Source organism: Amycolatopsis sp. YIM 10, from assembly GCF_009429145.1.
Classification (GTDB): domain Bacteria; phylum Actinomycetota; class Actinomycetes; order Mycobacteriales; family Pseudonocardiaceae; genus Amycolatopsis.
In genome coordinates, this window is sequence record NZ_CP045480.1 from 5,848,140 (window position 1) to 5,873,495 (window position 25,356).

24 protein-coding genes and 2 pseudogenes are annotated in these 25,356 nt (G+C 70.4%); 11 read left to right on the forward strand and 15 right to left on the reverse strand.

Going from position 1 to position 25,356, the window contains the following annotated elements; translation table 11 throughout:
- Nucleotides 1-130 precede the first annotated feature (130 nt).
- Genes YIM_RS27820 through YIM_RS27830 form a run of 3 tightly spaced genes read left to right on the forward strand, consistent with a single transcriptional unit; the run spans nt 131 to nt 2,645 of the window.
- Complete coding sequence (locus YIM_RS27820; RefSeq protein ID WP_153037298.1) at nt 131-829, forward strand: response regulator transcription factor; 699 nt, start codon at nt 131-133, stop codon at nt 827-829.
- Entirely contained in the window at nt 826-2,265 is a 1,440-nt protein-coding gene (locus YIM_RS27825; RefSeq protein WP_153033138.1) for a cell wall metabolism sensor histidine kinase WalK, read from the forward strand. Before YIM_RS27820 ends, YIM_RS27825 begins: the two co-directional genes overlap by 4 nt.
- Nucleotides 2,265-2,645, forward strand: a complete 381-nt coding sequence (locus tag YIM_RS27830) for a TIGR03618 family F420-dependent PPOX class oxidoreductase (RefSeq protein WP_153037299.1) — start codon at nt 2,265-2,267, stop codon at nt 2,643-2,645. The genes YIM_RS27825 and YIM_RS27830 overlap by 1 nt, the downstream gene beginning before the upstream one ends.
- A 13-nt stretch (nt 2,646-2,658) precedes the next feature.
- Here YIM_RS27830 and YIM_RS27835 read toward each other — a convergent pair whose 3' ends face one another.
- Nucleotides 2,659-3,372 carry an MBL fold metallo-hydrolase gene (locus tag YIM_RS27835; RefSeq protein WP_153033139.1) on the reverse strand — a complete coding sequence of 238 codons (714 nt, stop codon included), beginning with the start codon at nt 3,370-3,372 and terminating at the stop codon, nt 2,659-2,661.
- A 61-nt stretch (nt 3,373-3,433) separates the two neighbouring features.
- Here YIM_RS27835 and YIM_RS27840 point away from each other — a divergent pair, with 61 nt between their 5' ends.
- The 4 genes from YIM_RS27840 (at nt 3,434) to YIM_RS27855 (ending at nt 7,205) form a co-directional block, all read left to right on the forward strand.
- A complete protein-coding gene (locus tag YIM_RS27840; protein WP_153033140.1) occupies nt 3,434-4,468 on the forward strand; it encodes a hypothetical protein in 1,035 nt (344 codons plus the stop codon).
- A gap of 78 nt (nt 4,469-4,546) precedes the next feature.
- Complete coding sequence (locus YIM_RS27845; protein WP_153033141.1) at nt 4,547-5,401, forward strand: TetR/AcrR family transcriptional regulator; 855 nt, start codon at nt 4,547-4,549, stop codon at nt 5,399-5,401.
- The gene (locus YIM_RS27850) at nt 5,398-6,288 is read left to right on the forward strand and encodes a 3-keto-5-aminohexanoate cleavage protein (protein ID WP_153033142.1); all 891 of its coding nucleotides are present in this window, start codon (nt 5,398-5,400) and stop codon (nt 6,286-6,288) included. Before YIM_RS27845 ends, YIM_RS27850 begins: the two co-directional genes overlap by 4 nt.
- Nucleotides 6,285-7,205: a 3-hydroxyacyl-CoA dehydrogenase NAD-binding domain-containing protein gene (locus YIM_RS27855; protein ID WP_153033143.1), complete on the forward strand. Its 921-nt coding sequence runs from the start codon at nt 6,285-6,287 to the stop codon at nt 7,203-7,205. The genes YIM_RS27850 and YIM_RS27855 overlap by 4 nt, the downstream gene beginning before the upstream one ends.
- A gap of 26 nt (nt 7,206-7,231) precedes the next feature.
- Here YIM_RS27855 and YIM_RS27860 read toward each other — a convergent pair whose 3' ends face one another.
- Genes YIM_RS27860 through YIM_RS27890 form a run of 7 tightly spaced genes read right to left on the reverse strand, consistent with a single transcriptional unit; the run spans nt 7,232 to nt 14,980 of the window.
- Nucleotides 7,232-8,296 carry an ABC transporter ATP-binding protein gene (locus tag YIM_RS27860; protein ID WP_153033144.1) on the reverse strand — a complete coding sequence of 355 codons (1,065 nt, stop codon included), beginning with the start codon at nt 8,294-8,296 and terminating at the stop codon, nt 7,232-7,234.
- Nucleotides 8,289-9,305 carry an N-acetylglucosamine kinase gene (locus tag YIM_RS27865; protein WP_153033145.1) on the reverse strand — a complete coding sequence of 339 codons (1,017 nt, stop codon included), beginning with the start codon at nt 9,303-9,305 and terminating at the stop codon, nt 8,289-8,291. Before YIM_RS27865 ends, YIM_RS27860 begins: the two co-directional genes overlap by 8 nt.
- Nucleotides 9,302-10,582, reverse strand: a complete 1,281-nt coding sequence (locus tag YIM_RS27870) for a 6-phospho-beta-glucosidase (RefSeq protein ID WP_153033146.1) — start codon at nt 10,580-10,582, stop codon at nt 9,302-9,304. Before YIM_RS27870 ends, YIM_RS27865 begins: the two co-directional genes overlap by 4 nt.
- Nucleotides 10,579-11,454 carry a carbohydrate ABC transporter permease gene (locus YIM_RS27875; RefSeq protein ID WP_153033147.1) on the reverse strand — a complete coding sequence of 292 codons (876 nt, stop codon included), beginning with the start codon at nt 11,452-11,454 and terminating at the stop codon, nt 10,579-10,581. Before YIM_RS27875 ends, YIM_RS27870 begins: the two co-directional genes overlap by 4 nt.
- Nucleotides 11,454-12,443, reverse strand: coding sequence for a carbohydrate ABC transporter permease (locus YIM_RS27880; protein WP_153033148.1), 990 nt, complete (start codon nt 12,441-12,443; stop codon nt 11,454-11,456). The genes YIM_RS27875 and YIM_RS27880 overlap by 1 nt, the downstream gene beginning before the upstream one ends.
- A gap of 10 nt (nt 12,444-12,453) precedes the next feature.
- Complete coding sequence (locus tag YIM_RS27885; protein ID WP_153033149.1) at nt 12,454-13,794, reverse strand: extracellular solute-binding protein; 1,341 nt, start codon at nt 13,792-13,794, stop codon at nt 12,454-12,456.
- A gap of 34 nt (nt 13,795-13,828) precedes the next feature.
- Nucleotides 13,829-14,980, reverse strand: coding sequence for an ROK family transcriptional regulator (locus YIM_RS27890; RefSeq protein ID WP_153037300.1), 1,152 nt, complete (start codon nt 14,978-14,980; stop codon nt 13,829-13,831).
- A gap of 173 nt (nt 14,981-15,153) precedes the next feature.
- On the opposite strand from YIM_RS27890, the gene YIM_RS27895 reads away from it, so the two are divergent.
- The gene (locus YIM_RS27895) at nt 15,154-15,996 is read left to right on the forward strand and encodes a hypothetical protein (protein ID WP_194239774.1); all 843 of its coding nucleotides are present in this window, start codon (nt 15,154-15,156) and stop codon (nt 15,994-15,996) included.
- Nucleotide 15,997: 1 nt separating this feature from the next.
- Here the strand turns inward: YIM_RS27895 and YIM_RS27900 are convergent, their stop codons facing one another.
- Both YIM_RS27900 and YIM_RS27905 read right to left on the reverse strand, forming a co-directional pair.
- Nucleotides 15,998-17,635, reverse strand: a complete 1,638-nt coding sequence (locus YIM_RS27900; protein WP_153033150.1) for an ABC-F family ATP-binding cassette domain-containing protein — start codon at nt 17,633-17,635, stop codon at nt 15,998-16,000.
- A gap of 150 nt (nt 17,636-17,785) precedes the next feature.
- Nucleotides 17,786-18,151 carry a metalloregulator ArsR/SmtB family transcription factor gene (locus YIM_RS27905; RefSeq protein WP_153033151.1) on the reverse strand — a complete coding sequence of 122 codons (366 nt, stop codon included), beginning with the start codon at nt 18,149-18,151 and terminating at the stop codon, nt 17,786-17,788.
- Nucleotides 18,152-18,259: 108 nt separating this feature from the next.
- Between YIM_RS27905 and YIM_RS50115 the strand changes: the two are divergent.
- Nucleotides 18,260-18,367: pseudogene (locus YIM_RS50115) on the forward strand (IS3 family transposase); the annotation flags it as partial.
- Nucleotides 18,368-18,507: 140 nt separating this feature from the next.
- Here YIM_RS50115 and YIM_RS27915 read toward each other — a convergent pair.
- The 4 genes and pseudogenes from YIM_RS27915 to YIM_RS27930 all read right to left on the reverse strand — a co-directional run.
- Nucleotides 18,508-18,740 (reverse strand): annotated as a pseudogene (locus YIM_RS27915) (sugar ABC transporter permease); the annotation flags it as partial.
- 125 nt (nt 18,741-18,865) lie between these two features.
- Nucleotides 18,866-20,374, reverse strand: coding sequence for an alpha/beta hydrolase (locus tag YIM_RS27920; protein WP_153037302.1), 1,509 nt, complete (start codon nt 20,372-20,374; stop codon nt 18,866-18,868).
- Between the two features lie 134 nt (nt 20,375-20,508).
- The gene (locus tag YIM_RS27925) at nt 20,509-21,192 is read right to left on the reverse strand and encodes an anti-sigma factor (RefSeq protein WP_153033152.1); all 684 of its coding nucleotides are present in this window, start codon (nt 21,190-21,192) and stop codon (nt 20,509-20,511) included.
- Nucleotides 21,189-21,740, reverse strand: a complete 552-nt coding sequence (locus YIM_RS27930; RefSeq protein ID WP_153033153.1) for a sigma-70 family RNA polymerase sigma factor — start codon at nt 21,738-21,740, stop codon at nt 21,189-21,191. The genes YIM_RS27925 and YIM_RS27930 overlap by 4 nt, the downstream gene beginning before the upstream one ends.
- A 203-nt stretch (nt 21,741-21,943) precedes the next feature.
- On the opposite strand from YIM_RS27930, the gene YIM_RS27935 reads away from it, so the two are divergent.
- Nucleotides 21,944-24,025, forward strand: a complete 2,082-nt coding sequence (locus tag YIM_RS27935; protein WP_153033154.1) for a diguanylate cyclase — start codon at nt 21,944-21,946, stop codon at nt 24,023-24,025.
- On the opposite strand, the gene YIM_RS27940 is transcribed toward YIM_RS27935, so the two are convergent.
- Nucleotides 24,013-24,666 carry a transcriptional regulator gene (locus tag YIM_RS27940; protein ID WP_153033155.1) on the reverse strand — a complete coding sequence of 218 codons (654 nt, stop codon included), beginning with the start codon at nt 24,664-24,666 and terminating at the stop codon, nt 24,013-24,015. The two genes, YIM_RS27935 and YIM_RS27940, sit on opposite strands and share 13 nt — an antisense overlap.
- A 204-nt stretch (nt 24,667-24,870) precedes the next feature.
- Between YIM_RS27940 and YIM_RS27945 the strand changes: the two genes are divergently transcribed.
- Nucleotides 24,871-25,272, forward strand: a complete 402-nt coding sequence (locus YIM_RS27945; RefSeq protein WP_153033156.1) for an SsgA family sporulation/cell division regulator — start codon at nt 24,871-24,873, stop codon at nt 25,270-25,272.
- The last annotated feature ends 84 nt before the right edge of the window (nt 25,273-25,356 follow it).

Here is a 25,356-nt window from a genome sequence, read left to right on the forward strand (position 1 = left end):
AGCCCAGCCTGTGCGGCGAAGCTGAGCCCTTCCTATCCGCCACCTGTCGAGATCCTGTCGGTCGCCCGCCGCACCACCCCCGCGCCTCGCCTCCGGCGGCGGCTTGGCGCACCATGGCACCGTGAGCACGGTGAGCACGAACAACCCGGTGAAGCTGCTGGTCGTCGACGACGAGCCGCATATCGCCGACCTGGTGGCGACGGTGGCGAAGTACGAGGGCTGGCAGGCGGTCACCGCGGGCAGCGGCGAGGCCGCGCTGCGGGAGGCCTCGGCCTTCCACCCCGACATCGTGGTGCTGGACATCATGCTGCCCGATCTCAACGGCTTCACCGTGCTGGACCGGCTGCGCGAATCCGGCACGATGGTGCCGGTGGTCTTCCTCACCGCCAAGGACGGCACCGCCGACCGGATCGCCGGGCTGACCAGGGGCGGGGACGACTACCTCGTCAAGCCGTTCTCGGTCGAGGAGCTGATGGCGCGGCTGCGCGCGGTGCTCCGCCGCAGCACCGGCCCGGCCTGGCAGCACTCGGTGCTGCGGGTGGCCGACCTGAGCCTGGACGAGGACACCCGCGAGGTCCGCCGCGGCGACCGGCTGGTCACCCTCACCCCCACCGAGTACGAACTGCTGCGTTACCTGATGCGCCGCTCGCCCGGCGTGCTGACCAAGGCCCAGATCCTGGACCACGTCTGGGAGTACGACTTCGGCGGCAAGTCCAATGTGGTCGAACTGGTCATCTCGCACCTGCGGCGCAAGCTCGACACCGAGGCCGAACCGCTGATCCACACCGTGCGCGGCGTGGGGTACGTGGTCCGCCAGGCAGCGAGGTGACCCGCTGGCTCGGCGCGTGGAACCGCCTCCGCCTCGGCACCCGGCTCGCCTTCGCGCTGGCCGCGCTCTCCCTGGTCGTGTTCGCCGTCGTCGGCGCGCTCACCGTCGGCATCATGCGGGACTACCTGCGTGACCGGCTCGACGACCAGCTGACCTCCAGCCAGCTCGACGAGAGCGAAAAGCTGCGCAAGTACCCGGCGAAGGACCCGACGCCGTTCTACTCGTGGTATTCGGTGGCCTTCGAGGTGCGCGACGGGGTCGCCACGCCGAAGCCGGAGGACCGGCTGCCGCAGGACGTCGAGGACCTGGCCGGGGTCGCGCTGGCGGCCACCGACACCGAGGTCATCCGGACCGTGCACCTGCGCGGGGAGGGCGACTTCCGGGTGCGGGCCTGCCCGATCGACCCGGCCACCGGGACCGTGCTGGTCAGCGCCGCGCCCGAGGCCGAACTGGACAGCACGGTGCAGCAGCTGATCGCGGTCGAGGTGGCCACCTTCAGCCTGGCGCTGGCGATCCTGGTGATCACCGGCCGGATCGTGCTGCGCCGGGGCCTGCGCCCGCTCAGCGACATGGCCGGCACCGCGCACGACATCACCACGCGCGACCTCACCGACTCCCCCGACCTCCCGGTCCGCGCGACCGGCACCGGCGGCGGGGTCGAAGTCGACGAGCTGCGGACCGCGCTGAACACCATGCTCGCGCACATCGACTCGTCGCTGGGCGCGCGGACCGCGGCCGAGCAACGGCTGCGCCGGTTCATCGCGGACGCGTCGCACGAGCTGCGCACGCCGCTGACCTCGATCCGCGGGTACGCCGACCTGTTCCAGTACGCGGCTGCCAACGAACCGGCCGAGCGCGAGGCGCACCTGGCGAAGCTGCGGCAGGAGGCGGCCAGGATGAGCCTGCTGCTCGACGATCTGCTGCTGCTCGCCAGGCTCGACGACGCCGAGGTCGAAGCGCCGTTGCGAGGCGAGGAGCTGGACCTGGTCGAGCTGGTCACCGCGGCCGGCGACGCCTTCCGCGTGGCGCACACCGGCCACGAGCTGACCGTGGACACCGATCCGGGCCCGATCCGGCTGTTCGCCGACCCGCTGCGGTTGCGGCAGGTGCTGGACAACCTGCTCACCAACGCCGCCGTGCACACCCCGCCGGGCACTGTGGTGACACTCGTGGCGCGGGCGACCGCCGCCGAGGCGGTGCTGGAGGTGGCCGACACCGGCCCCGGCATCCCGGCCGACGACCAGGCCCGCATCTTCGACCGGTTCTACCGGGTCGACCGCTCGCGGGCCAGGGAACGCGGCGGCAGCGGGCTGGGCCTGTCCGTGGTGCACTCACTGGTCACCGCGCACGGCGGTACGGTGACACTGGCCAGCGCACCGGGCGGCACGCGGTTCACCGTCCGCCTGCCCCGCACCAGGAACGAGGAAGCCCGTTGATCGACCCGTCCGACGAGCTGCGCGCGTTCTGGGCCGAGCGGCACTTCCCGACGCTGACCACGCTGCGCGCCGACGGGCTGCCGCACGTGGTGCCGGTGGGCGTGACCGTGGACGAGGAGTTCGCGATCGCCAGGGTGATCACCTTCCGCGCGAGCGTGAAGGCACGCAACGTCCGGCCGGGCGACGTGCCGGCCGCGGTCAGCCAGGCCGACGGGCGCCGGTGGTCCACTTTGGAGGGACGGGCGCGGCTGCTCGAGGACCCCGATTCGGTGCGGGACGCGGAGGACCGCTACGCCGTGCGGTACCAGCGGCAGCCGCGGCCGAAACCCGATCGGGTGGTCATCGAGATCCGGCTGACCCGGCGCCTCGGCATGCGGTGAGTCGCCGCCGGCGTCAGGAGCCGAACATCAGGCGCCATTCCTCCAGCGAGCGCGGCCGGTAGACGAAGTTGTCCCGGCGGACGTCGGCCAGTGGTGACGAGGGCGCCGCCGAGTACTGGTGTCCCGGGTAGACGACCGGGTTGCCGGACAGCCCGGCCAGCCACTGCAGGCTCCGGTACATCGCGTCCGCGTCGCCGCCGGGGAAGTCGGTGCGGCCGCAGCCTTCGAGGAACAGCGTGTCCCCGGAGACCAGGCGGTCGTCGCCGACCAGGAAGCACTGGCTGCCCGGGGTGTGCCCCGGCGTGTGCAGCAGCCGGACCGGGACCGAGCCGATCTCCAGCAGGTCGTCGTGGTCGTGACCGACCAGGTCCGAATCGGACACGCCGGTGACCCGCTTGACCCAGTCCGCCTCGTCGGCGTTGACGTGCACCGGGACCGGGGACAGCGCGAGCAGGTCGGACAGGCCGGGCAGGGAGAAGCCCATCATGTCGCCGCCGACGTGGTCGGGGTGGTGGTGGGTGACCAGTGCCCCGGTCAGCCGCATGCCGTCGGCGGCCAGCACGTCGAGCAGGTCGGCCACCCGGTACGCGGGGTCGACGACCATTGCCTCGCCGGTTTCGCGGTCCCCGATCAGGTAGGCGAAGTTGACCATCTGGGTGGCCACCGGGTCGCCGACGGCGAAATCCCGGCCCGAGAGCAGCTGGCGGAAGTACAGGCGGTCCGACATGCACTCACCGTACTGGGGACCCGCCGTGCGCGTGTCCGGGCGGGGTGCCACACTTCCGCGCGTGGAGTACCAGCTCATCGCCGAAATCGTCCCGCCAGCCGACGCCGCCGGACTGGACGCGCTCCAGCGGCTCGGGGTCGCCGCCCTGCTCGACGAGCAGCTCGACCAACTCGCCGCCGTCGAAGGTCCCGACGGGGTGGAGATCGAACCACTGGACCACAGCGTCGAGGTCGCCGAGACCGGCGCGGTGATCACCTGGGCGCTCGACGCGCCCGCGCTCGTGCTCGCCGAGGACGGCGCCCGGCACGTGCTCGACGAGCTGCTCGACGGCACCGAGCTGCTGGCCGAGTGGACCGTGCGCCGCTGCGAGGTCTCCGCCTCCGACGAGGACCTGGAGGCGGCGTTCGGCGGCGAGGAGCAGCCGGTCGAGGCCGACGAGGACGTGGCCGAGGAACCGACCGAGGAAGAGCTGGCCGCCGCCCGCGAGCAGCTGCTCACCAGCGCGGACCAGCTGCGGGCGTTCGGCCTCGAGGCCTTCGGGCACGTGCCCGAAGGCGTGGAAAACGACGAGTCCGTCTCCGCCGAGCACGCCACCCTGGTCGCCGGCGCCTTCGTGCAGGGCATCGAGGTGCTCACCGACGAGCTGTTCCAGGACATCCAGGCGCTCGAAGAGGCCGAGGTGACCGCGGGCGAGCAGGACACCCTGTGGGTGCTCGACCAGCTGCCCGAGCGCTTCGCCGACCAGTACACCGCGCTGTTCGCCAAGCAGTTCCTGATCAGCACCGCGATCCTGGGCTACCGGCTGTGCCAGCCGGGCTGGACCGCGCCGCAGAGCACCGCCGAGGCGCTGGGCCTGCACCTGATCAAGTCGGCCGCGGCGGTCCAGCTGGACCTGTCGGGCATCAGCGAGGAACTGCCGCTGGAGCAGATCTTCGCCGCGTTCAACGAGCACGCCTTCGAGGACCTCGACCACGAGCTGCTGTTCGAGGGCGAGATCGAGGACGGCGTCAAGGGCCTGGACTTCGCCGACTGGTTCACGCCGCGCCCGCACCTGGCCGAGACGGTGCACCCGTACCTGGCTTCCACCGAAGACTGAGTTCGCCAGTCAGCACGTTTCCGCAGTTCAGCAGGCCGGTCTTGCGATAGTCGCAAGACCGGCCTAGCGTGAGCGCCCATGGACGGGACGCGGGCCAGGGTGCGCGAGCTGATCCCCCGGCTCCATCCCGGCCCCGGCGCGCAGCGGGAGTTCGCCGCCGCCATCGGGCTCGACGAGTCCAAGTTGTCCAAGGCGCTCGCCGGGGTCCGCCGCTTCTCCCCCGCCGAGCTGGTGCGGATCGCCGAGCACGGCGGGGTCACCGTCAACTGGCTGGTCAACGGCAGCGACGAGGCGGCGACGGTGACCGCCGTGCCACGGGCGGCCGCGCGCACCGATCCGGACACCGGGCCGACTCCGCGCCGCATCCTGCAAACCGCGTGGCAGCTGATCGCCGAGCGCGGGTACCACCGGGTGCGCATCGCCGACATCGCGCGGACCTGCGGCACCAGCACCGCGACCATCCACCACCACTTCCCCAGCAAGGCCGCCGTGCTGGACGAAGCACTGCGCCGCAACGTGAAGCTCGCCTTCGACCGGCAGGTGGCCGAGCTGGAGTCCGTTGCGGACGCCCGCGCGCGGCTGCTGCGCCTGGTCGAACTACAGCTGCCCACCGACGGCCTGCTGCGCGACGAGTGGTCGGTCTGGCTCCAGGTGTGGAACGAGAGCGCGCTCGACCCGTCGCTTCGCGAGCTGTACTGGGATTCCTACGACCGCTGGTACCGCACCATCGCCATGACCATCCGAAGTGGACAGGAGCAAGGCGTGTTCGGCACCGGCGACGCCGACCGGCTCACCGCGCAGCTGACCGCGATGATCGACGGACTTGGCATCGGCGTGCTCACCCGCCGCCCCGGCGCCTCGGTCGGCACCATGCGCCGCCACCTGCACGAGTTCATCGACCGCGTGATCGCGAAGGAGAGGGACCGGCCGTGAAGCAGAACGTGATCATCACCTGCGCGCTCACCGGAGCGGGCGACACCACCGGCAAGAGCGAGCACGTGCCGGTCACCCCGGAGCAGATCGCGCGCGACGCGGTCGAAGCCGCCAACGCGGGCGCCGCGGTGGTGCACATCCACGTCCGCGACCTCGAAACCGGGCAGGGCTCCCGTGATGTCGCGCTCTACCGGGAGGTGGTCGCGCGGGTCCGTGAAAGCGGGGTCGACGTGGTACTGAACCTGACCGCGGGCATGGGCGGCGATCTGGTGATCGATCAGGAGGACCCGCTCAAGCCGGTGGACGGCACGGATCTGGTCAACGCGCTCGACCGGCTGCCGCACGTCGAGGAACTGCTGCCGGAGATCTGCACGCTCGACTGCGGTTCGCTCAACTTCGGTGAGGGCAGCCAGCTGTATGTGTCCACTCCGGACATGCTGCGGGCCGGGGCGAAGCGGATCCAGGAGCTGGGCGTGAAACCGGAGCTGGAGATCTTCGACACCGGCAATCTCTGGTTCGCCACCAAGATGATCGACGAGGGCCTGCTCGACCCGCCGCCGCTTTTCCAGTTGTGCATGGGAATCCCTTACGGTGCACCGGCCAATCCGCAGCTGCTGCAGACGATGGTCAACATGCTGCCGCCGGACGCGCAGTGGGCCTCGTTCGCGGTGGGGCGCGACCAGCTGCCGTGGGTGGCGCATTCGGCCTTGCTGGGCGGGCATGTGCGCGTCGGCCTGGAGGACAACCTGTACCTGGCCAAGGGAGTCAAGGCGACCAACGCGCAACTGGTCGAGCGCGCGGTCCGGATCGTCGAAGATCTCGGCGGCGCCATCGCCACCCCGGACCAGGCCCGCGAACTGCTCAACCTGAAGAAGGTGCGCGCATGACCGAGGTGGCGTGCGTCGGCGCCGGCGTGATCGGCGGCGGCTGGGTGGCGCACTTCCTCGCGCGCGGACTCCGCGTGCGCGCCTGGGATCCGGCGCCCGACGCCGAGGAACGGCTCACCCGGTTGGTCGATCGTGCGTGGCCCGCGCTGACCGAACTCGGGTTGGCCGATGGTGCGTCGAAAGCGAACCTCACCGTGACGCCGACGCTCGCCGAAGCCGTTGGCACTGCTGGGTTCGTGCAGGAAAGCGCACCCGAGGACCTGGGACTGAAACGGCGGCTGCTCGCCGAGATCGACGCGGCCACTCCGTCCGGTGTGGTGATCGCGTCCTCCACTTCCGGCTACGCCATGAGCGAGATGCAGACCGAGGCCACCCACCCGGAACGGCTGGTGGTCGGCCATCCGTTCAACCCGCCGTACCTGATCCCGCTGGTCGAGGTGGCCGGTGGCGAGCGCACCGGGCGCTGGGCGGTGGAGGCCGCGGCGGAGTTCTACCGCGGTACCGGCAAGAAGGTGATCACCCTGGACCGCGAGCTGCCGGGGTTCATCGCGAACCGGTTGCAGGAGGCGATGTGGCGCGAGGCGCTGCACATGGTCGCCAACGGCGAGGCGACCGTCGAGCAGATCGACACCGCGATCACCGAGGGCCCGGGCCTGCGATGGCCGGTGCACGGCCCGTGCCTGACGTTCCACCTCGCCGGCGGTGAGGGCGGGATGGCGCACATGCTCGACCACTTCGGACCGTCACTGAAATCGCCGTGGACCCGCCTCGACGCCCCGGAACTCACCCCGGAATTGCGTGACGCCATGGTCGAGGGCTGCGAGGCGTCAGGCAGGCCGATCGCCGAACTGGTGCGGGAACGCGACCGGGCGCTCATCGCGATCCAGCGCGCATTGGACGAGGTACGCCGTGGTTGAGCCGTTCTCCTCGCCTCGTCTGGGAATCAGTCCAGCCGATCTCCGGTGACCGGGTGGAACAGGTGGACTTCGTCGTAGTCACGCAACGCCACCCGGACCACCTCTCCCAGCCGCGGCGGCACGCGGCCGTCCACCCGCACCACCAAGCGTTCGGAACCGTCCGAGCCGTGGACGTAGGCGTCGGCGCCGAGTTCCTCCACCAGTTCCACGGTCAGCTCGACCGCCTCGTCCCCGGCTCCGGCCAGCCGCAGCGCTTCCGGCCGCACGCCGAGGGTCACCTCCGGCAGGTCGACCGCGTTCGGCACCGGGATCGACAGCTCGCCGAGCCGGGCCCGGCCGCCGACGACCGGCAGCGCGCGCAGGTTCATCGCCGGTGAGCCGATGAAGCCCGCCACGAAGGCGTTCGCCGGGCGGTCGTACAGCTCACGCGGGGTCGCGCACTGCTGCAACAGACCGTCCTTGAGCACCGCCACGCGCTGCCCCATGGTCATCGCCTCGACCTGGTCGTGCGTGACGTAGATGGTGGTCGTGCCCAGTCTGCGCTGGAGCGCGGCGATGTTCGCCCTGGTCTCAACCCGCAGCTTCGCGTCCAGATTGGACAGTGGCTCGTCCATCAGGAAGACCGACGGCTCCCGCACGATCGCCCGGCCCATCGCCACCCGCTGCCGCTGCCCGCCCGAGAGCGCCTTCGGCTTGCGCTCCAGGTACTTGGTCAGGTCCAGCATGGCCGCCGCTTCGGCGACCTTGGCCTGGATCTCGGCCTTCGGCAAGCCCTTGAGCTTGAGCGCGAAGCCCATGTTCTCGGCCACCGACATGTGCGGGTACAGCGCGTAGGACTGGAAGACCATGGCGATGTCGCGGGCCTTGGGCGGGGTGTGCGTGACGTCGCTGCGTCCGATGTGGACGGCGCCTTCGTCGACGTCCTCCAGCCCGGCGACCATGCGCAACGCGGTCGACTTGCCCGAACCGGACGGCCCGACCAGCACCAGGAACTCGCCGTCGGCCACCTCCAGCTCCAGCCGGTCCACCGCGCGCACCTCCGGCGTGCCCGGGTAGATCCGGGACGCCCCGACGTAAGCCACCTCAGCCATGCGAGTCCTTCCGACTTTCCGACACCACTCCGCCCGAGAGCACCCGCAGCCGTTCCTTGGCGGCCACGTCCGCGCCGATCGCGTCCAGCCCCAGCAACGCCGCGCCGACCACCGGCGCCACGTCGACCACGCGGAACACGGCCTGCGGCGCCACCTTCCGGCAGCGGCGCTCGATTTCGGTGATCACCGGCTCGGCCACCCCGGTCAGCACGCCGCCGCCGAGGATCACCTCCGGGGTGCCGCCGGTCAGCCCGAGCCGGCGCAGGCTGACCCCGGCCAGCACGCTGACCTCCTCGATCAGCCGGTCCACCACGCCCTGGGCGACCTCGTCCCCGGTACCGGCCACCTCGAACAACACCGGGCTCAGCGCGTTCAGCGCATGGGTGGACAACCGGCCGAAGTGCAGGCGGTGCACCACTTCCACCACCGCGTCCACGCCGAAGTGCGCCTTCACCGCGGGCAGCAGCGCGGTCGACGGACCACGGCCGTCCTCCGCGCGCACCGCCCACCACAGCGCTTCCTCCCCGAGGTGCGAGCCGCCACCCCAGTCACCGGAAATCCGGCCCAGCGCGGGAAAGCGGTGCACCCGGCCGTCGGGACCGACGCCGACGCAGTTGATCCCGGCCCCGCACACCACGGCGACCCCGGTGCCGCTGGACGTCCCGGCGCGCAGCAGCGCGAAGGTGTCGTTGCCGACGGTCAGCGAGGGTGACCAGCCGCGCGCGGTGAGCGCGGCGTGCAGGATTTCCTCCTCCTCCGGGAGATCCAGACCCGCGAGGTACGCCGAGGTGTGCACGGCGAACGGCCGCTCGGCGGTCCGCCCGGCGTCCTCGTGCGCGGCCAGCACCAGCCGCTCCAGTGTTTCCACGCAGGCGTCCACACCCACGTTCTGCGGGGAGGCACCGGGGCCGCGTGCTTCGCCCAGCACGTTCCCCGTGGCGTCGACGAGCAGCACGTCCGTTTTGCTGTTGCCGCCGTCGATCGCCACCACCAGCTCCGGTGAGGTCATGCCTTGGCCCACGGCAGCAGATCGCGGTTCTCCTGGATCAGCGCGTCCGCGAGCAGGTCGGCCTGGCGGTACTGGCCGATCAGCGGGTGCGCGAGCAGCGCGTTGGCCACGCGCTCGCGGCCGCCGTGCAACGCGGCCTCCAGCGCCAGGTTCTCGTACGCCGTCACGTGCGCGATCAGCCCGGCGAGCATCGGCTCCACCGGCCCGACCGGCAGCGGCTTCGCACCGGAACCATCCACAGTGGACGGTACCTCGATCACCGCGTCGTCGGGCAGGAACGGCATGGTGCCGTTGTTGCGCACGTTGACCACGTGTTCCTCGGCCGGTCCCCCACCGGTCAGCGCGTGCACCAACTGCACCGCGGCTTCGGAGTAGAACGCCCCGCCGCGCTGGGAAAGCTGCTCGGGCTTGGTCACCACTTCCTCGTCCTGGTAGACCTTGAGCAGTTCGTTCTCCACCTCGGTGACCACGTCCGCGCGCGGCAGCTCGTTGCGCTGCTTCTCCACGATCTCGTCGTGCGAGTAGTAGTACTTCAGGTAGTACGACGGCACCATGCCGAACCGGCGCAGCCAGTCCACCGGCATGTCCAGGTGCTCGGCGACGGCGTCCGCGTGGTGCTCGATCAACTCGGGCAGCCGGTCGGTCACCGTGCCGTCGGCGCCTTCCACCCGCACGCCGCGCTCCCAGCTCAGGTGGTTCAGCCCGACGTGGTCGAGCCGCAGCTGCTCGTGGTCCACGCCGAGCAGCCCGGCGAAGGTGCGCTGCAGGTGGATCGCCACGTTGCACAGGCCCACCGCGCGATGCCCCCGGTTCAGCAGCGCCCGTGTGACGATGCCGACCGGATTGGTGAAGTCGACGATCCAGGTGTCCTCACCGGCCACCGCGCGCACCCGGTCGGCGATGTCGAGCACCAGCGGCACCGTGCGCAGCGCCTTGGCCAGCCCGCCCGCGCCGGTGGTCTCCTGACCGACGCAGCCGCACCGGTGCGGAAAGGTCTCGTCGGACCGGCGCGCGGTCTGCCCGCCGACGCGCAGTTGCAGCAGCACCGCCGCCGCGCCGTCCACCCCCCGCTCCAGATCGCTCGTGGTGCCGATCCTCGCCGGGTGCCCGGCGTGGGCCAGCAACCGCGTGCTGAACTCCCCCACGATCTCCAGCCGGTGCGCGTCCGGATCCACCAGCACGATCTCGTCGACGTCCAAAGTAGACCGTCTGCCGGCGATCCCGTCGATCAGCTCCGGCGTGTAGGTGGATCCCCCACCGACCACTGTCAGTTTCAACCCTTGACTCCCGTGAACGTGATTCCCCTGACGAACGACTTCTGGGCGAACGCGAACAACACGATGACCGGCGCCATGATCAGCGCGGTGGCCGCCATGGTCAGGTTCCACTCCACGTGGTGCATGCCCCGGAACGAGGCCAGCGCCAGCGACAGCGGCCAGCCGTCCCGGTTCTCCCCGGTGTAGAGCAGCGGGCCGAAGTAGTCGTTCCACGTGTAGAGGAAGCAGAACATCGCGGTGGCCGCGATGCCCGGCTTGGCCATCGGCACCAGCACCTTGACCATCGCGCCGAACTCGGAGCAGCCGTCGATCTTGGCCGCCTCCAGGTAGTCGCGCGGAATGGTGAGGAAGAACTGGCGCAGCAGGAACACGCTGAACGCGTCGAACAGGAAGTACGGCACGATCAGCGGGACGAGGCTGCCGGTGAAGCCGAGCCGCACCCACAGGTCGTACAACGGCACCACGACGACCTGCGGTGGCAGCATCATCGCGGCCACGGTCAGCATGAAGAACAGGTTCTGCCCGCGCCACCGCAGCTTCGCCAGCGCGTACGCCGCCGGGATCGCCGACAGCAGAATTCCCAGCGTGGCCAGCAGCGAGTAGGTGAGGCTGTTGACCAGGTAGTCCAGCAGCGGCACCTTGTCGAAGACCTCGATGAAGTTCTCGAAGTGCCAGTCCTGCGGCCACAGGCTCGAAGTCATCGCCTGGTCGTCGGCCATCACCGCGGTCAGCAGCACAAAAACCACCGGCAGGGTGAAGCCGATGCCGAGGGCCAGGCCGAGCGCGTGCACGGCCACCCACTGGAGCCTGCGGTCCCACGACTGCCTGCGCCGCTCGACCGGCTTGAGCGGCCGTTCGGTCACCGCGACCATCACGCACCCCCTTCCACGGCCGATGCCTTGCGCAGCTGACGCACCAGGATCCAGGTGAAGCCGAACGAGACGACGAACAGCAGCACCGCCATCGCCGCCGCGTATCCCATGTTGAAGTAGCGGAAACCCTGCACGTACAGCCAGACCGGGTAGGTCAGCGTGGAGTTCTGCGGGGCGCCGATGTACTTGGTGTTGCCCGCGACGTCGGAACTGCCCGACGCCACGCCGCTGGCCACCACCGCCTGGGTGAAGAACTGCAGCGCGAAGATGATCGAGTTGACCACGCCGAACAGCAGCACCGGCGAGATCGTCGGCAGCGTGACGTGCCAGAACCGGCGCAGCGGCCCGGCGCCGTCCAGTTCCGCGGCCTCGTACTGCTCCTGCGGCACGTCCAGCAGCGCGGCCAGGATGATGATCATCAGCTCGCCGGAACCCCACAGCACCAGCAGGGTCAGCGCCGGTTTCGACATCGCCGGATCGTTGAACCACAGCCCGCCGTCGATGCCGAGCAAGCGCAGGAACCGGTTCACCGGCCCGAACTCCGGGTTGAACAGGAACACGAAGGCCAGCGTCGCGGCCGCCGGCGGGGCGAGCGCGGGCAGGTAGCACAGCGTGCGGATCAGCCCCACGCCGCTCTTGAGCCGCGCGATCACCGACGCCACCCCGAGCGAGAACAGCACCCTGGTGACGGTCAGCACGACCACCAGCCACAGCGTGTTCCACGCCGCGGTGCCCACCAGCGGTTCGGTGGTGAACATCCGGACGTAGTTGTCGAAGCCGATCCACTCCGGCGCGTTCACCAGGTCGTAGCGGGTGAACGAGTAGTACACCGTGGCGATCAGCGGGTAACCGAAGAAGATCAGGAAGCCGACCAGCGCCGGGGCGAGGAAGGCCAGCACGGTCCAGCGGCGGCGGCCGCGGCCCCCCGGCCCCCGCCGCTTGGACGGGGCCGGGGACGGCGCGACCGCGCGGCCCAGGGTGGCGGTCATCGTCGCGGCCTTACTTCCCGCCGGACTTCTGGGCCAGTTCGTCGTTGATCTGCGCGTCGACCTTCTGCAGGCCCGCCGCCAGATCGGGCTCGTTGCCCGCCTGCCAGCGCTCGGCGAAGTCGTTGACCGCCTTGAGGTGCGCGTCACCGATCGGCGTGGTCGGGTTCGGCAGCAGCTTGCCGCTGGAGAACATGGTCAGGAACTCGCGGAACTGTTCGCTCACCTCGAGGCGCGGGTCCTTCAGCGCGGGTTCGGTGCTGGGCACGTTCTTCAGCCCGTTGCCCAGTTCCACCAGCGTGTCGGTGTCGGTCGACATGTGCTTGACCAGTTCCCAGGAAGCACCGGGATTCTTGGCGCCCTTGGGAATGGCGATGATGGTGCCGGTGGTGAAGGCGCCGCCGTAGCGGTCCGGCTTGCTGTCGAGCACCGGCGGCGGCGCGGTGCCGTAGTTCACCTCGGGCGCCTGGTCGGCGAGGAAGGCGGTGCGGTACTCTCCGTCGAACATCATCGCGATCTTGCCGCGGTGGAAGGCGTGGTCGGCGGAGTACTCGTCACCGAGGCCCGACTTGAACTGCTCGACCTTCTGCGGTCCGCCGTAGGAGTCGATCAACTGCTTCTGGAACTCGAACATCGCCTTCCACTCCGGGCTGGCGGCGAGGTTCGACTTGCCGTCGGCACCGAGCCAGTGCGCGTCGAAGTTCGGCGCCCAGATCTGCGCCTGGTTCGCGTAGAACGGCATGGACGGCAGGAAGCCGGCCACCTTGATCGAGCCGTCCGGGTTGAACTGGGTCAGCCGCTTGGACATCTCCAGCAGTTCGCCGGTGGTCTTCGGCGGTGCGGTCAGCCCGGCCGCGGCGAAGAGGTCCTTGTTGTAGTAGAAGCCGTAGACGTCGGCGAGCATCGGCATCGCGCACCGCTTGCCCTGGAACTCGGTGTAGCTGCGCACCGCTTCCGGGATGACGTTCAGGTCGACCTGGTCGCGGTCGATGTACGGCTTGAGGTCGAGAAAACTGCCGGTGGAGCACCAGGCGCCGAGGTTGTCGGTGAAGAACGAGATCGCCACGTCCGGCGGGTTTCCACCGCGGATGGACTGGGTCAGCTTGTCGTCGTCCTGGTTGCCCTCGTGCTTGATCTGGATGTTCGGGAACTTGGTCTTGAGCTTCTCCAGGCCCTTGGTCACCACGTCGTACTCGCGCGAGGTGAACTTGCTGTAGACGGTCAGCGTGAGCGCTTCGTCCTTGCCGGGCGCCGCCCCGATCTCACCGCCGCCCGCCGGTCCGCTCGCCGCGCCGGAACAGGCGGTGAGCAGGGAAACCGACGCGATGCCGAGAAGCACTTTCAACGCCCGCATAGGCACTCCTAGGTTGGGGATCGGAAATCGGTCTTCAGGAGATCGGGACGGCCGCGGCCGGAGCCAGGCCGAACAGCTGCTCGCGCACCTTGGCCAGCGCCGAGTGCAGCGCGCCCGCGCGGACCGCGTTGCCCGGCACCGAGGCCAGGCCGACCCGGGTGCGCGGAATGACCAGCCGGTGCAGTTCCTCGGCGACCAGCCCGGTCAGCACGCCACCACCGGCGCGGCTGACTTCTCCGCACAGCAGCACGGTTTCCGGGTCGACGACACTGACCACATTGGCCACGCCCATCGCCACCCGGCGCGCGAAGGCGATCAGGAACTCCTGCCCCTCCTGTCCACTTCGGACAGCGTCGCCGACGACGGCCCAGCCGGTGTCCCCGGTGAACCCGTGTTCGGCGGCGAGCGCGACGATGGCCGGCGAGTCGACCAGGTCACCGAACCGGCCGCCTTCGGCACCATCGGCACCGGGAATGCGCAGCCAGTCGATCTCACCGCCGCCACCGGTGGCACCACGCAGCAGCCGCCTGCCGACGACCACCGCGCCACCGACGCCTTCGCTGAGCCACACCAGCACGAAGTCACGCAGTTCGGCGGCTTCCCCGGAGATCATTTCCTCCAGTGCCACCAGGTTCACGTCGTTCTCGATGGTGACGCCGACGCCGAGGACCTCCGACAGCCTGCCCGGCAGGTCGAACCCGGACCAGCCGGGCAGGTGCGGTGCGGACTCCAGGTGCCCGGTCGCCGGGTTGAGCGCCCCCTGCGCGCCGATCACCACGTGCTTGAGGTCGTCCAGCTCCAGGTTCGCGCTCGCGGCCGCGGCGATCGTCGCCTCGCGGAAGGCACCGGCCACATCGGCTCCGGCTTCGACCGGCAGCGGCGCGCTGTGCTCGGTGAGCACCTTGCCGGTGACGTCGGCGATGGCGAACTCGGCGGCGTGCGGGGTCAGGTCCACCGCCGCCACGTGCGCCACCGCGCCGTTGACCGACCACAGCTGGGCACGCGGACCGCGCCCGCCGCCGCGCACCCCGTCCTTGACCACGATCCCGTCCTGTTCCAGGCGGGTGAGCAGCTGCGCGGTGGCCGGCTTGGACAGGCCGATCACGTACTCGAGGTCCGATCTGGTCAGCGGCCCCTCACGCAGCAACGTGTCGATCGCGGCGCGATCGTTGATCTCGCGCAGCAGCCGTGGGCTTCCTGCTCGCACTGGGCGGCTCCCCTGAAATAATCTGTTAACTTTCCAGACGGTTTCCGTCAGCGTAGTGAGCCGGGCCACAGTCGTCAACGGTTCGGCGAAGGTTGGTTTAAACCACCTTCCGGCGGGTTCTGCCCGGCGCTCGCGCCTGGTACGAGATTCCCATGCGCCTCAACAAGATTGTCGCCGCGTTCACTCTGGTCCCCGCCATCCTGCTCTCCGCCGTCGTCCCCGCCCAGGCCACCGGGCCGTGGCAGAAGATCGGCTCCGACGTGGCCCGCCCGCTCGACGAGAGCCAGGGCCTGGCCACCATCGAACGTCCCAGTGGCACCACCATCCGCTACACCGGCATCGGCACCATCCCGCCGGGCGTGGCCGCCCGCGGCTGGAACCACGTCGGTGACCCCGGCACCGCGAAGGGCTACTACATCGAGCCGTACCAGCGCGACGACCGCGGCGCGAAGCTGTTCCGCGTGCAGGCGCCGGACGGTTCGTGGTCGGAGTACCAGCACGCGCTGGAATCCTGGGAAGCCAACAACAACTCGTTCGCCGCGGTCTCCCCCGACGGTGGCTGGATGGTCGCCGGTGAATGGGGCACGATGGACCGCTTCCTGGTGCATCCGACGCCCGGCATCGTCGCGAAGAACCCCGCGCAGAACCTGCCGTACGCGTTCTCGATCCGCCTGGACCGGAAGGTGCGCGACATCCAGGGCTGCGACTTCGTCACCGCGACCCAGCTGCTCTGCTCGTCCAACGATCCGGAGGGCTCGCTGTTCGGCATCAAGAAGCCCCTGCTGCAGGTCGACCTCGCCGGCCCGCTGGGTGGCTCCGACGTGACCGGCCGGGTCACCGCGCTCGGTCAGCTGCCGCTGGAGAGCGGCTGCTCCGGCGAGTTCGAAACCGAAGGCATCGACTTCGACGAACGCGACGGCACGCTGCGCGTCGTGGTGCTCTCCCCCGGCATCTGCATCGCCTTCGACAGCAAGACCTGGCGCTTCCGCCGCTGAGTCAGCGCTCGGTGACCCGGCCCTCGGCGACTTCGAGGCGCCGGGTCACCTCGACCGCGTCCAGCATGCGGCGATCGTGTGTGACCAGCAGCAGCGTGCCGGGATAGGTCGCCAGCGCGGACTCCAGCTGCTCGATCGCGGGCAGGTCCAGGTGGTTGGTCGGCTCGTCGAGCACCAGCAGGTTCACCCCGCGGGCCTGGAGCAGCGCCAGCGCCGCGCGCGTGCGCTCGCCCGGGGAAAGCGTCACCGCCGGGCGCAGCACGTGCGCCGCCTTCAGGCCGAACTTCGCCAGCAGGGTCCGGACGTCCGCGGGCGCGAGTTCCGGCACCTCCGCGGCGAACGCGTCGAGCAGGGTCTCCTCGCCGAAGAACAGCTTCCGCGCCTGGTCGACCTCACCGACGACCACCCCGGAACCGAGCGCGCACTGGCCCTCGTCCGGTTCGATCCGGCCGAGCAGCGCGGCCAGCAGGGTCGACTTGCCCGCGCCGTTCGCCCCGGTGATCGCCACCCGGTCCGCCCAGTCGATCTGCAGGTCCACCGGCCCGAGCGTGAACTCACCGCGCCGCACCACCGCCGCCCGCGCGGTGGCCACCACCGCACCCGAGCGCGGCGCCGCGGCGATCTCCATCCGCAGCTCCCACTCCTTGCGGGGCTCCTCCACGGTGTCCAGTCGCTCGATCAGCCGCTGGGTCTGCTTGACCTTCGAGGCCTGCTTCTCGGTCGCGTCCGCGCGGAACTTCTTGGCCATCTTGTCGCCGTCGGAGGACTTCCGGCGCGCGTTGCGCACGCCCTTGTCCATCCAGTTGCGCTGGGTGCGCGCCCGCGCTTCGAGCGAGGCACGTGTGTCGGCGTACTCCTCGAACTCCTCGCGCGCGTGCCGCCGCGCGATCTCCCGCTCCTCCAGGTACGCCTGATAGCCGCCGCCGTAGGAATTCACCTGCTGCTGCGCGAAGTCCAGCTCGACCACGCGGGTCACCGTCCTGGTCAGGAACTCGCGGTCGTGGCTGACCAGCACGGTGCCCGCGCGCAGCCCGGCGACGAACTTCTCCAGGCGGTCCAGCCCGTCCAGGTCCAGATCGTTGGTGGGCTCGTCGAGCAGGAAGATGTCGTAGCGGCTGAGCAGCAGCGACGCCATGCCGGCGCGGGCCGCCTGGCCGCCGGAGAGCACCGTCATCGGCTGGTCCAGCCCGACGTCCAGGCCCAGCTCGGCGACCACGTCGGCGGCGCGGTCCTCCAGGTCGGCGCCGCCGAGCGCGAGCCAGCGGTCCAGTGCGGTGGCGTACTCGTCGTCGGCGCCCGGCTTGCCCTCGGTCAGCGCCTCGGTCGCCTCGTCGAGCGCGTGCTGCGCCTCCGCGACCCCGGTGCGGCGCGCCAGGAACTGCCGCACGGTCTCGCTGGGGCGGCGTTCGGGTTCCTGCGGGAGGTGCCCGACGGTGGCACTCGGCGGGTTGAGCCGGATCGTGCCCTGCTCCGGCGGGACCAGCCCGGCCAGCGTCCGCAGCAGGGTCGACTTGCCGGCGCCGTTCACCCCGACCAGGCCCACCACGTCCCCCGGCGCGACCACGAGGTCCAGCCCGGAGAACAGCACCCGATCACCGTGCCCGGCAGCCAGTTCCTTGGCGACGAGGATTGCGCTCATAAGGAGGCTGATGTTAGTGCCCCGGGTGGACCCAGCCGAGCCGCGGGCGTTGCGGCGGCGATCCTGTCGTCGCGTTCGGGAATGGTGGGCTTGGTCCTGCGCTGCGAAGTGCTGCGCGGTGCTCGGCCACCCGAGCACTGGCCACGCCGGTCAGCCAACCCCGGCAGTTGGGAAGTCTCGCAGGCCCAGCCGGATGTGCTCGACGTGGAAGACGGCCTCGTCGAGCAGCATCGCGACGTGGGTGTCGTACAGGCTGTAGACCACGCTGCGGCCCTGGCGCCTGCCGGCGACCAGGTTCAGCGTGCGCAGCAGGCGGAGCTGGTGCGAAACCGCGGACTGCTCCATCTCCACCGCCTCCGCCAGCTCGGCCACCGAGCAGGCACCGTGGCGCAGCCTGGTCAGGATCAGCAGGCGGGACGGGGTGGCCAGCGCCTGCAGGGTCGCCGCCACGGTCGCGGCGCTGTCGGCGTCCAATGACGCCGGCGGTGCCGCGCGGCCCTCGACCCCGTGTCCCATCCTGTCATCCTATCCCCTGAGTTCCCCCGATAGGCCGGACACTCTGATCGTTGGCTTCGGCTTGGGGAAGGATGGTTCGTCGTTGGCGCGCTCGGCTCCCGTTCCTGGCCCACCCTCGACCACGTCCGGCAGGCCGTGTTCGCTTACCTCGCCTACTACAACCATCACCGTCTACATTCGACACTCTGCTACCGCACCATGTTCAGTATCAGGTGATGTGACACAGCATTCGGTCACCGCTGGCCGACTTCAGCCCGGCCGGGCCCGGCCCGCGTGAGGACCCGACATCAAGCTGGCCACCACAGGAACTGTGTCATCCCAGCCCCGGGTGCACCTCCGCAAAGCACGCTCACGGGCGCGCCGCTGACCGCCAGCGGCAGCAGCCACGGCAGCAACAGCAGCGAGCGCAGCAGCCCGCTCAGCGGGAACCGGTCGTTGAAGAACACCGCCAGCGCCAGCCCGATGGTGAACTGGAAGAAGATCGACGCGACGGTGAACACCCGCTGTTCGGCACGGCCGTGCCGAACAGCGGGTCACCGAGCACCGCCACGTAGTTGTCCAGCCCGACGAACGGCGCCTCGCCGGTGTACCGTGGCCACCCTGATCGGCGGTCACCATCCGTACGCGGTCACCGAATGCCCGGCACATCTGGCGGGAAACTGTGCCACATCAACCAATACGAACCTGTGTCACACACCTGCCGGGCCAGGAACGTCATCCCAGCCCTGGGTGCACCTCCGCGAAGGCACGCTCACGAACGCGCCGCTGCTCGTCGCTCAGTGTGCCGAAAGCCGACGAGTCGGCACCGCACGAAACGTCGTGCGCTGGCCGCGTCCCGTCCACCAGGAACCGCGTCACCGCATTGTTCGCACAGGCATTCTCCGACAAGTACGTACCGTGGCCACCCTGATCGGCAGTCACCATCCGCGCGCGGTCACCTAGTGCCCGGCGCATTTGACGGGCACCGGCCAGCGGGGTCGCCGGGTCACGCCGGTTCTGCACCAGGAGCACAGTAGACGGTCCGTCGTCGGTGATCGTCACCGCTGGTTCGACGGGCTCGGTCGCCCAGAACGCGCACGGCCAGATGTTCGCCCCCGCGGCGCCGAACAGCGGGTAGCGCTTGCGGTCCTGTTCGACGTTGCGCTGGTAGGTCGCCACGTCCTCGGGCCAGTTCGTGTCACCGCAGATCACGTACAGCTGCGCGGACAGCAGGTTCGTCAGGTCCTGCGCGGCCTGCTGGGTGACAGCGGGCGCGTCGGCGCGGTCCAGTGCCTGCCACTGCTGGGCGAGGACCGGGAAGTTCGCATCCCCGTAGAGCGAGCCGAAGGTGAAGTGGCGGAACAACGCGCCGTCGATACCGGCGATCGGGTTCGCGTCGAGCTTCGCGGCCAGTTCGAAGTACTTCGCCTTGACCTGACGCGGGTTCCGGCCGAGTTCGTAGGTGCCGTCACGGTCGGCGGCCCAGCGCGCGAAGTCCGGGAAGCGGTCCTCCATGCCCTGGCCCAGCAGCCGTGCTCCGGCCGGGTCGAGCCCGCCCGGGCCGGTCACGCTGTCCAGCACGATCCGGTCGGTGCGCTCGGGGAACAGGGTCGCGTAGACGGCGCCGAGGTAACTGCCGTAAGAACCGCCGAAGTAGGAGATCTTCGGCTCGCCCAGCGCCAGGCGGATGAGGTCCATGTCGCGCGCGGTGTTCGCCGTGGTGATGAAGGGCAGCCGGGCACCGGAGGCCGACTCGGCGCACTGCTTCGCCACTTCCCGCGCGAAATCCGCCCTGGCCGCCACGTCGGCCGCGTCCTTCGCGTACGGCGGCACGTTGCTGGCGACCTGCTCCGGCCGCAGATCGCAGGTGACCGGCGAACTCTGCCCCACGCCGCGGGGATCGAAGCCGATCAGGTCGTAGGTGTCGAGCACGCTCGCCGGAAGCCCGGCCGCGGCGAGTTGGGCCGGCATGTTCAGCCCGGCGCCACCGGGACCGCCCGGATTGAGCAGCAGCACACCGCGCCGTTGCGCGGGTTTTGTGCTGGGCAGCTTGGAAATCGCCAGCTCGATCCGCTCACCGGCGGGATTCCGGTAGTCGAGCGGAACCGTCAACGTGGTGCAGAGCAACTGCACCGAATCCGCACACGGCGCCCACTCCGGCACCACCTTCGCCGCTTGGGCCTGCGGTGCCAGCACCACCACCGAAGCCAGCGCCAGCATGGCCGCCAAGGACTTTCTTCGCATCACGCCCCCAGACCGTCGACATCACCATCGTCCTCAGCCTAGGAACGGGGGCGTACGCCCACATCCGCCTCCGGTCTGACCCGGATGTGACTTTCGGGGCGGGAAACGCGGTCCGAAAGTCACATCCGGGTTCGTCACACCGGTACGGAGACGAACGTCTTCCCGTCGAAGTTCTCGACTTCGACCGCGGCCACCTGGTCCGGCGGCACCAGTGCGGCGCCGTCCAGCTTCGTGCCGTCCCGTTCACCCGCGGGCGAGACCAGCCAGCTGCCCGCCTCGGCCCGGGTGCCGTCCTTGCCCACCACCATGATCCGGCACTTCTGCCCGGCCGGGATGCCCTTGATGTCGGTGCTGATCCGGACCCAGCCCGCCGCCGGTTTCACCGTGGCGGTCATGCTCGCCCCGGTCGCCGCATCGGTGCCGGAACTTGTTCTGGTACCCGGCGGCAGCGCCACCACCTCCGGCGCGTCCGGCGCCGACTGCTGGCCGACGATCACGCCGCCGCCCAGGAACGCCGCGGCCACCGCGGCCGCCGCCACGCCGACGGCGAAGCGCCGCTTGCGCTCCTGCCCGCCACGTTCCGCGCGCACCTGCCGCAGCGTCCGCTGCAGCAGCAGATCCCCGCCATCGGGCGGACCGTCGAGCATCGCCTCCGGCGGTACCTCGCCGAGCGCGTCGTGCAGCTGGCGCAGCTCCGCCAGTTCACCGGCGCATCGCGTGCAGGCCGCGACGTGTTCCTCCACCGCGCGCACCTCCCGCTCGTCCAGCGCACCCAGCGCGTAGGCGCCGAGCAGCTGCGCGTCGTGTCCCGTGTTCATCCGGCCACCCCCTTCAGCGCCAGCTGCCGTCCCAGCGACGTGTTCCGCAATGTTCGCAAGGCGTAGTGCGATCTCGATTTCACCGTGCCAGGTGCCACCCCGAGCGCCGCGGCCGCCTCGCTCACGCTGCGGCCCTCGAAGTAGATCTTCACCAGCACGTCGCGGTGGTCGGCGGAGAGCTGGTCCAGCGCTTCCAGCACGACCACCGAGTCCACCACCGCGTCCGCGTGGTCCCGCTGCACCGGCGGTTTCTCCGGTACCTCCGGCACCTCCGGCGGCCGGGCCGACTTCGCCCGGAACCGGTCGGTGATGATGTTGCGGGCCACGGTGAGCAGCCAGCCGCGCACCGAGCCCTTGCCGTTGACCAGCACGTCCGGATTGCGCCACGCCCGTACGAGTGTCTCCTGGACCACGTCCTCCGCGGCCGCCCGGTCCCCGGTCAGCCGGGTCGCGTAGGCCAGCAGTGCGCGGCCGTGCTCCTCGTAGACCGATCGGATCAGTGCCTCGTCGGCCGCGGGCTCCCGTTTCCGGGACCACAACGCCGCCATCCAGCTCTCCTCCCCGCCCGTGGGCGCGTAAGTGACCGCGTAACCGTGCCACGCACCGGCAGCACGGACACGCGCGATCGGCCGAACCGGTTCGAAGTTTTCCGGATGACTCCTCCGGCCACCCGAAGGGCTTGCCCTGTTCGGCTGACGCGGTAGCGTACGGTGACGATTCGGCGACCCATCGCACGAAGACGGAAGAGGGCGTGGAGAAGCGGAAGTCGGGATCTCGAGGGGATCCGCTCTGGGTGGGCTATCTGCTGGCCGGCGCGCTCACCGTGGCCGCCTACTACACCGCGGTGCACACCGGCGGGCCGCCCGCCCTGCGGGTCACGCTGTACTGCCTGGTCAGCGCCTCGGCCGCGGCGGCGGTGCTGCTCGGCTGCGTGCGCAACCGGCCGCGGTCGTGGCTGCCGTGGATGCTGCTCGGGCTGAGCCAGGTGATCTACGCCGCCGCCGACGCGAACTTCTACGTCACGCACTTCATCCTGCGGATCACCACCTTCCCGGCGGTGGCCGACGTGCTCTACCTGTCGCACTACCCGCTGGTGGTGGCCGGGCTGGTGCTGCTGATCCGCCGCCGCAACTCCGGCCGGGACGTGCCGAGCCTGCTCGACGCCGCGCTGCTGGCGGTGGTCGCGGGCATGCTCTCCTGGCTGTACCTGATCGGGCCGCAGGCCGAAGCCGACTCACCGGTGCTGGTGAAGGTGGCGTCGGTGGCCTACCCGATGATGGACCTGGCCATGTTCGCCGTGGCGGTGCGGCTGATCCTCGGCCGGGGCCGCCGCAACACCGCCTTCGTGCTGCTGTCGACGAACCTGCTGGCCTTCTTCGCCGCCGACAGCGTCTACGTCTTCCAGCAGCTCAACCAGACCTACGCGGCGGGCAACTTCCTCGACGCCTTCTGGCTTTCCGGCAACCTCGCGCTCGGCGCCGCGGCGCTGCACCCGACCATGGCCAGGATCACCGACCCCGGGGCGGCCCCCGACCGCGGTCCCGGACCGCTGCGCATCACCGCCCTGTGCGCGGCCGCGCTGATCGCCCCGGCCACCCTGCTGGTGCAGTACGCGAGCGGCGCCTACGCCTCGATCCCGGTGGTCGGCTGCGCCTGCGCGATCCTGTTCGTGCTGACCATCGCGCGGCTCGCCGGGCTGGTCTCCGAGCAGCGCAGGCTGGCCATCACCGACAGCCTCACCGGCCTGCGCACCCGCCGCTTCTTCGAGGCCGAGCTACCCGCCGAGATCAACCGCGCCCGGCGCGCGAGTTCCCCGCTGGCGGTGCTGATCGCCGACGTCGACCACTTCAAGTCGATCAACGACCGCTACGGCCACCCGGCGGGCGACCGGGTGCTCGTGGAGATCAGCCGCCGTCTGCGCCGCGCCACCAGGGACAACGACATCCTGGCCCGCTACGGCGGTGAGGAGTTCGCGCTGCTCATCCGCGGCACCGGCGGTGAGGAACCGGCGGTGATCGGCGAGCGGATCCGCCGCGCGGTGGCGGACAGCCCGATCGAGATCAACGGCGGGCACCGCCCGATCGAGGTGACGATTTCGGTGGGGACAGCGAGCTTTCCCTTGCACGGCACCACTCCCGCCGATCTGGTCGGGGCGGCCGACCGCGCGCTCTACGCGGCGAAGAACCGCGGCCGCGACCGGGTGGTCGGCTGGCCCGCCGCGCCCGAACCCGACGAGGACGCGGGAATCACCTACCTGCAACGGATCGCCGACGAAGTCGACGGCTGGCTGTCCACCCAGGAACACGGCCGCGCGGTGGGCCGGTGGGCGGCGCTGGTCGCCGCGGAAATGGACCGCTCCCCCGCCAGCGTCCGGCGCGCCGAACTGGCCGGGCGGCTGCACGACGTCGGAAAGATACTGGTACCGAAGGAGATCTGGGAGAAACGCGGGCCGCTGACCGACGCCGAATGGGAGCAGGTGCGCCAGCACCCGGTCTACGGCTACCGGCTCGTGCTCGCCGTGCCAGGACTGGGCGAGGTGGCCGACGTGATCCGCCAGCACCACGAGCGCTTCGACGGCGAGGGCTATCCCGACCGGCTCGCCGGCACCGCGATCCGGTTCGAGGCAAGGATCCTGGCCGTCTGCGACACCTGGGCGGCGATGCTCGCCGACCGGCCGTACCAGCGCGCCCGCACCGAGGCCGAGGCCACGCGCGAACTGCTCGAGGCCAGCGGTACCCAGCTCGATCCGCAGGTGGTGACGGCCTTCCTCGCCCTCCACGCCCGGGGCGCGCTCGGCGCGCTGCCCCAGGCGGGCGCCACTCAGCCGGGCTGATCGGCCAGCGTGTTCCAGAACATCAGCTCGTAGCTCTGGAACAGCCTGGCGTACCGGCGGGCCTCACGATCGCCGCGACCGGCGTCGAGTCCGGTTTGGACGGCCGCGGCGGCCTGCTCGTCCGCACCGGGGGCCGGAGTGGCGAAGAAGTCGAAGAAAGCGCAGGCCTCGTCGTCGAAACCGTACTGCTCCCGCATCGCGCCGGTGATCGCGGCGCAGTAACTGCCCCAGGCGGCGAAGTTCGAGTAGAGCGCGACGACCACATCGGACGGTTCGCCGTTGAGCGCGAGCCAGGCGAAGTAGGCCGGGTAGGCCTGGCAACCCGCCTGTGGCTCGTAGGCGTCGAGCGCGGCTTCGTCGAGTCCGGCGGCGGCCGCGAGCGCGGGCAGCGTGCCGAGGGCGAGCCGTTCCCCGGCGGCGAGATCCGCGAAGAACTCCCGCACAGCGGGCTCCTCGCTGCGCGAGGCGAGGGTGAGGCAGCTCCGCCAGTCGCTGCGGACGATGCGCAGTTCCTCGGCGGCGATGGTGGCGAAGACCGAGCGCGGCGCCTCGCCCGCGGTGATCAGCGGCACCAGCCGGTTCTCGCGGTCGCGCGGCGCCAGTTCGGCTTGGACCGAGGCCAGCAGCTCCGTTGCGGTCATCGGCGGTGGTTCTCCTTCTGTCGCTGGTGGTGGCGGCATTCTGACTGCCCGTGACCAGCACGGTACACCGGTTCGGGTGGCCGATGTGCCCGTCCACCAGCGGTTCGTACACCGGATCGCGTGAAGGGCGGCGGCAGCCGCGTAAGGCGGTGCCCCGCGGTGCATCTCAGTGTCGACCGAAGTGAAGGAAGAAGGTGGCCAGAGATGAACGACGCCGTACACCAGCACCAGTTCGTGTCCCTCAGCGACGCGGACGCGCCCGTGCTCTCCCGCTTCTCGTACTCCGCGGCCGAGCCGTTCGCGGTCGTCCTCTCCTTCCAGTCCGGTGACGGCACCTGGGTCGAGTGGACCTTCGCCCGCGACATCCTGATCGCCGGGCTGGTCGGCCCGGTCGGCGACGGCGACGTCCGCATCCGGCCGGACCTCGCCCGCGACGAGGAGTTCCTCGCCGTGGAGTTCGAGTCGCCCGGCGGTTACGCGGTGGTCGAACTGCTGCGCATCGACGTGGAGACCTTCGTCGAGGCCGCGGCCGCGATCGTGCCGATCGGTACCGAAGAGGCGTTCTTCGACGTGGACGCGCTCATCGCGGAACTGACCAACGTCTGAGCCCGATTCAGCGGTGGCGGGCGATCGACCGCACGGCGGCACCCGCGCCGAGGGTCAGCACCACCACGGTGAGGCCCCAACGGC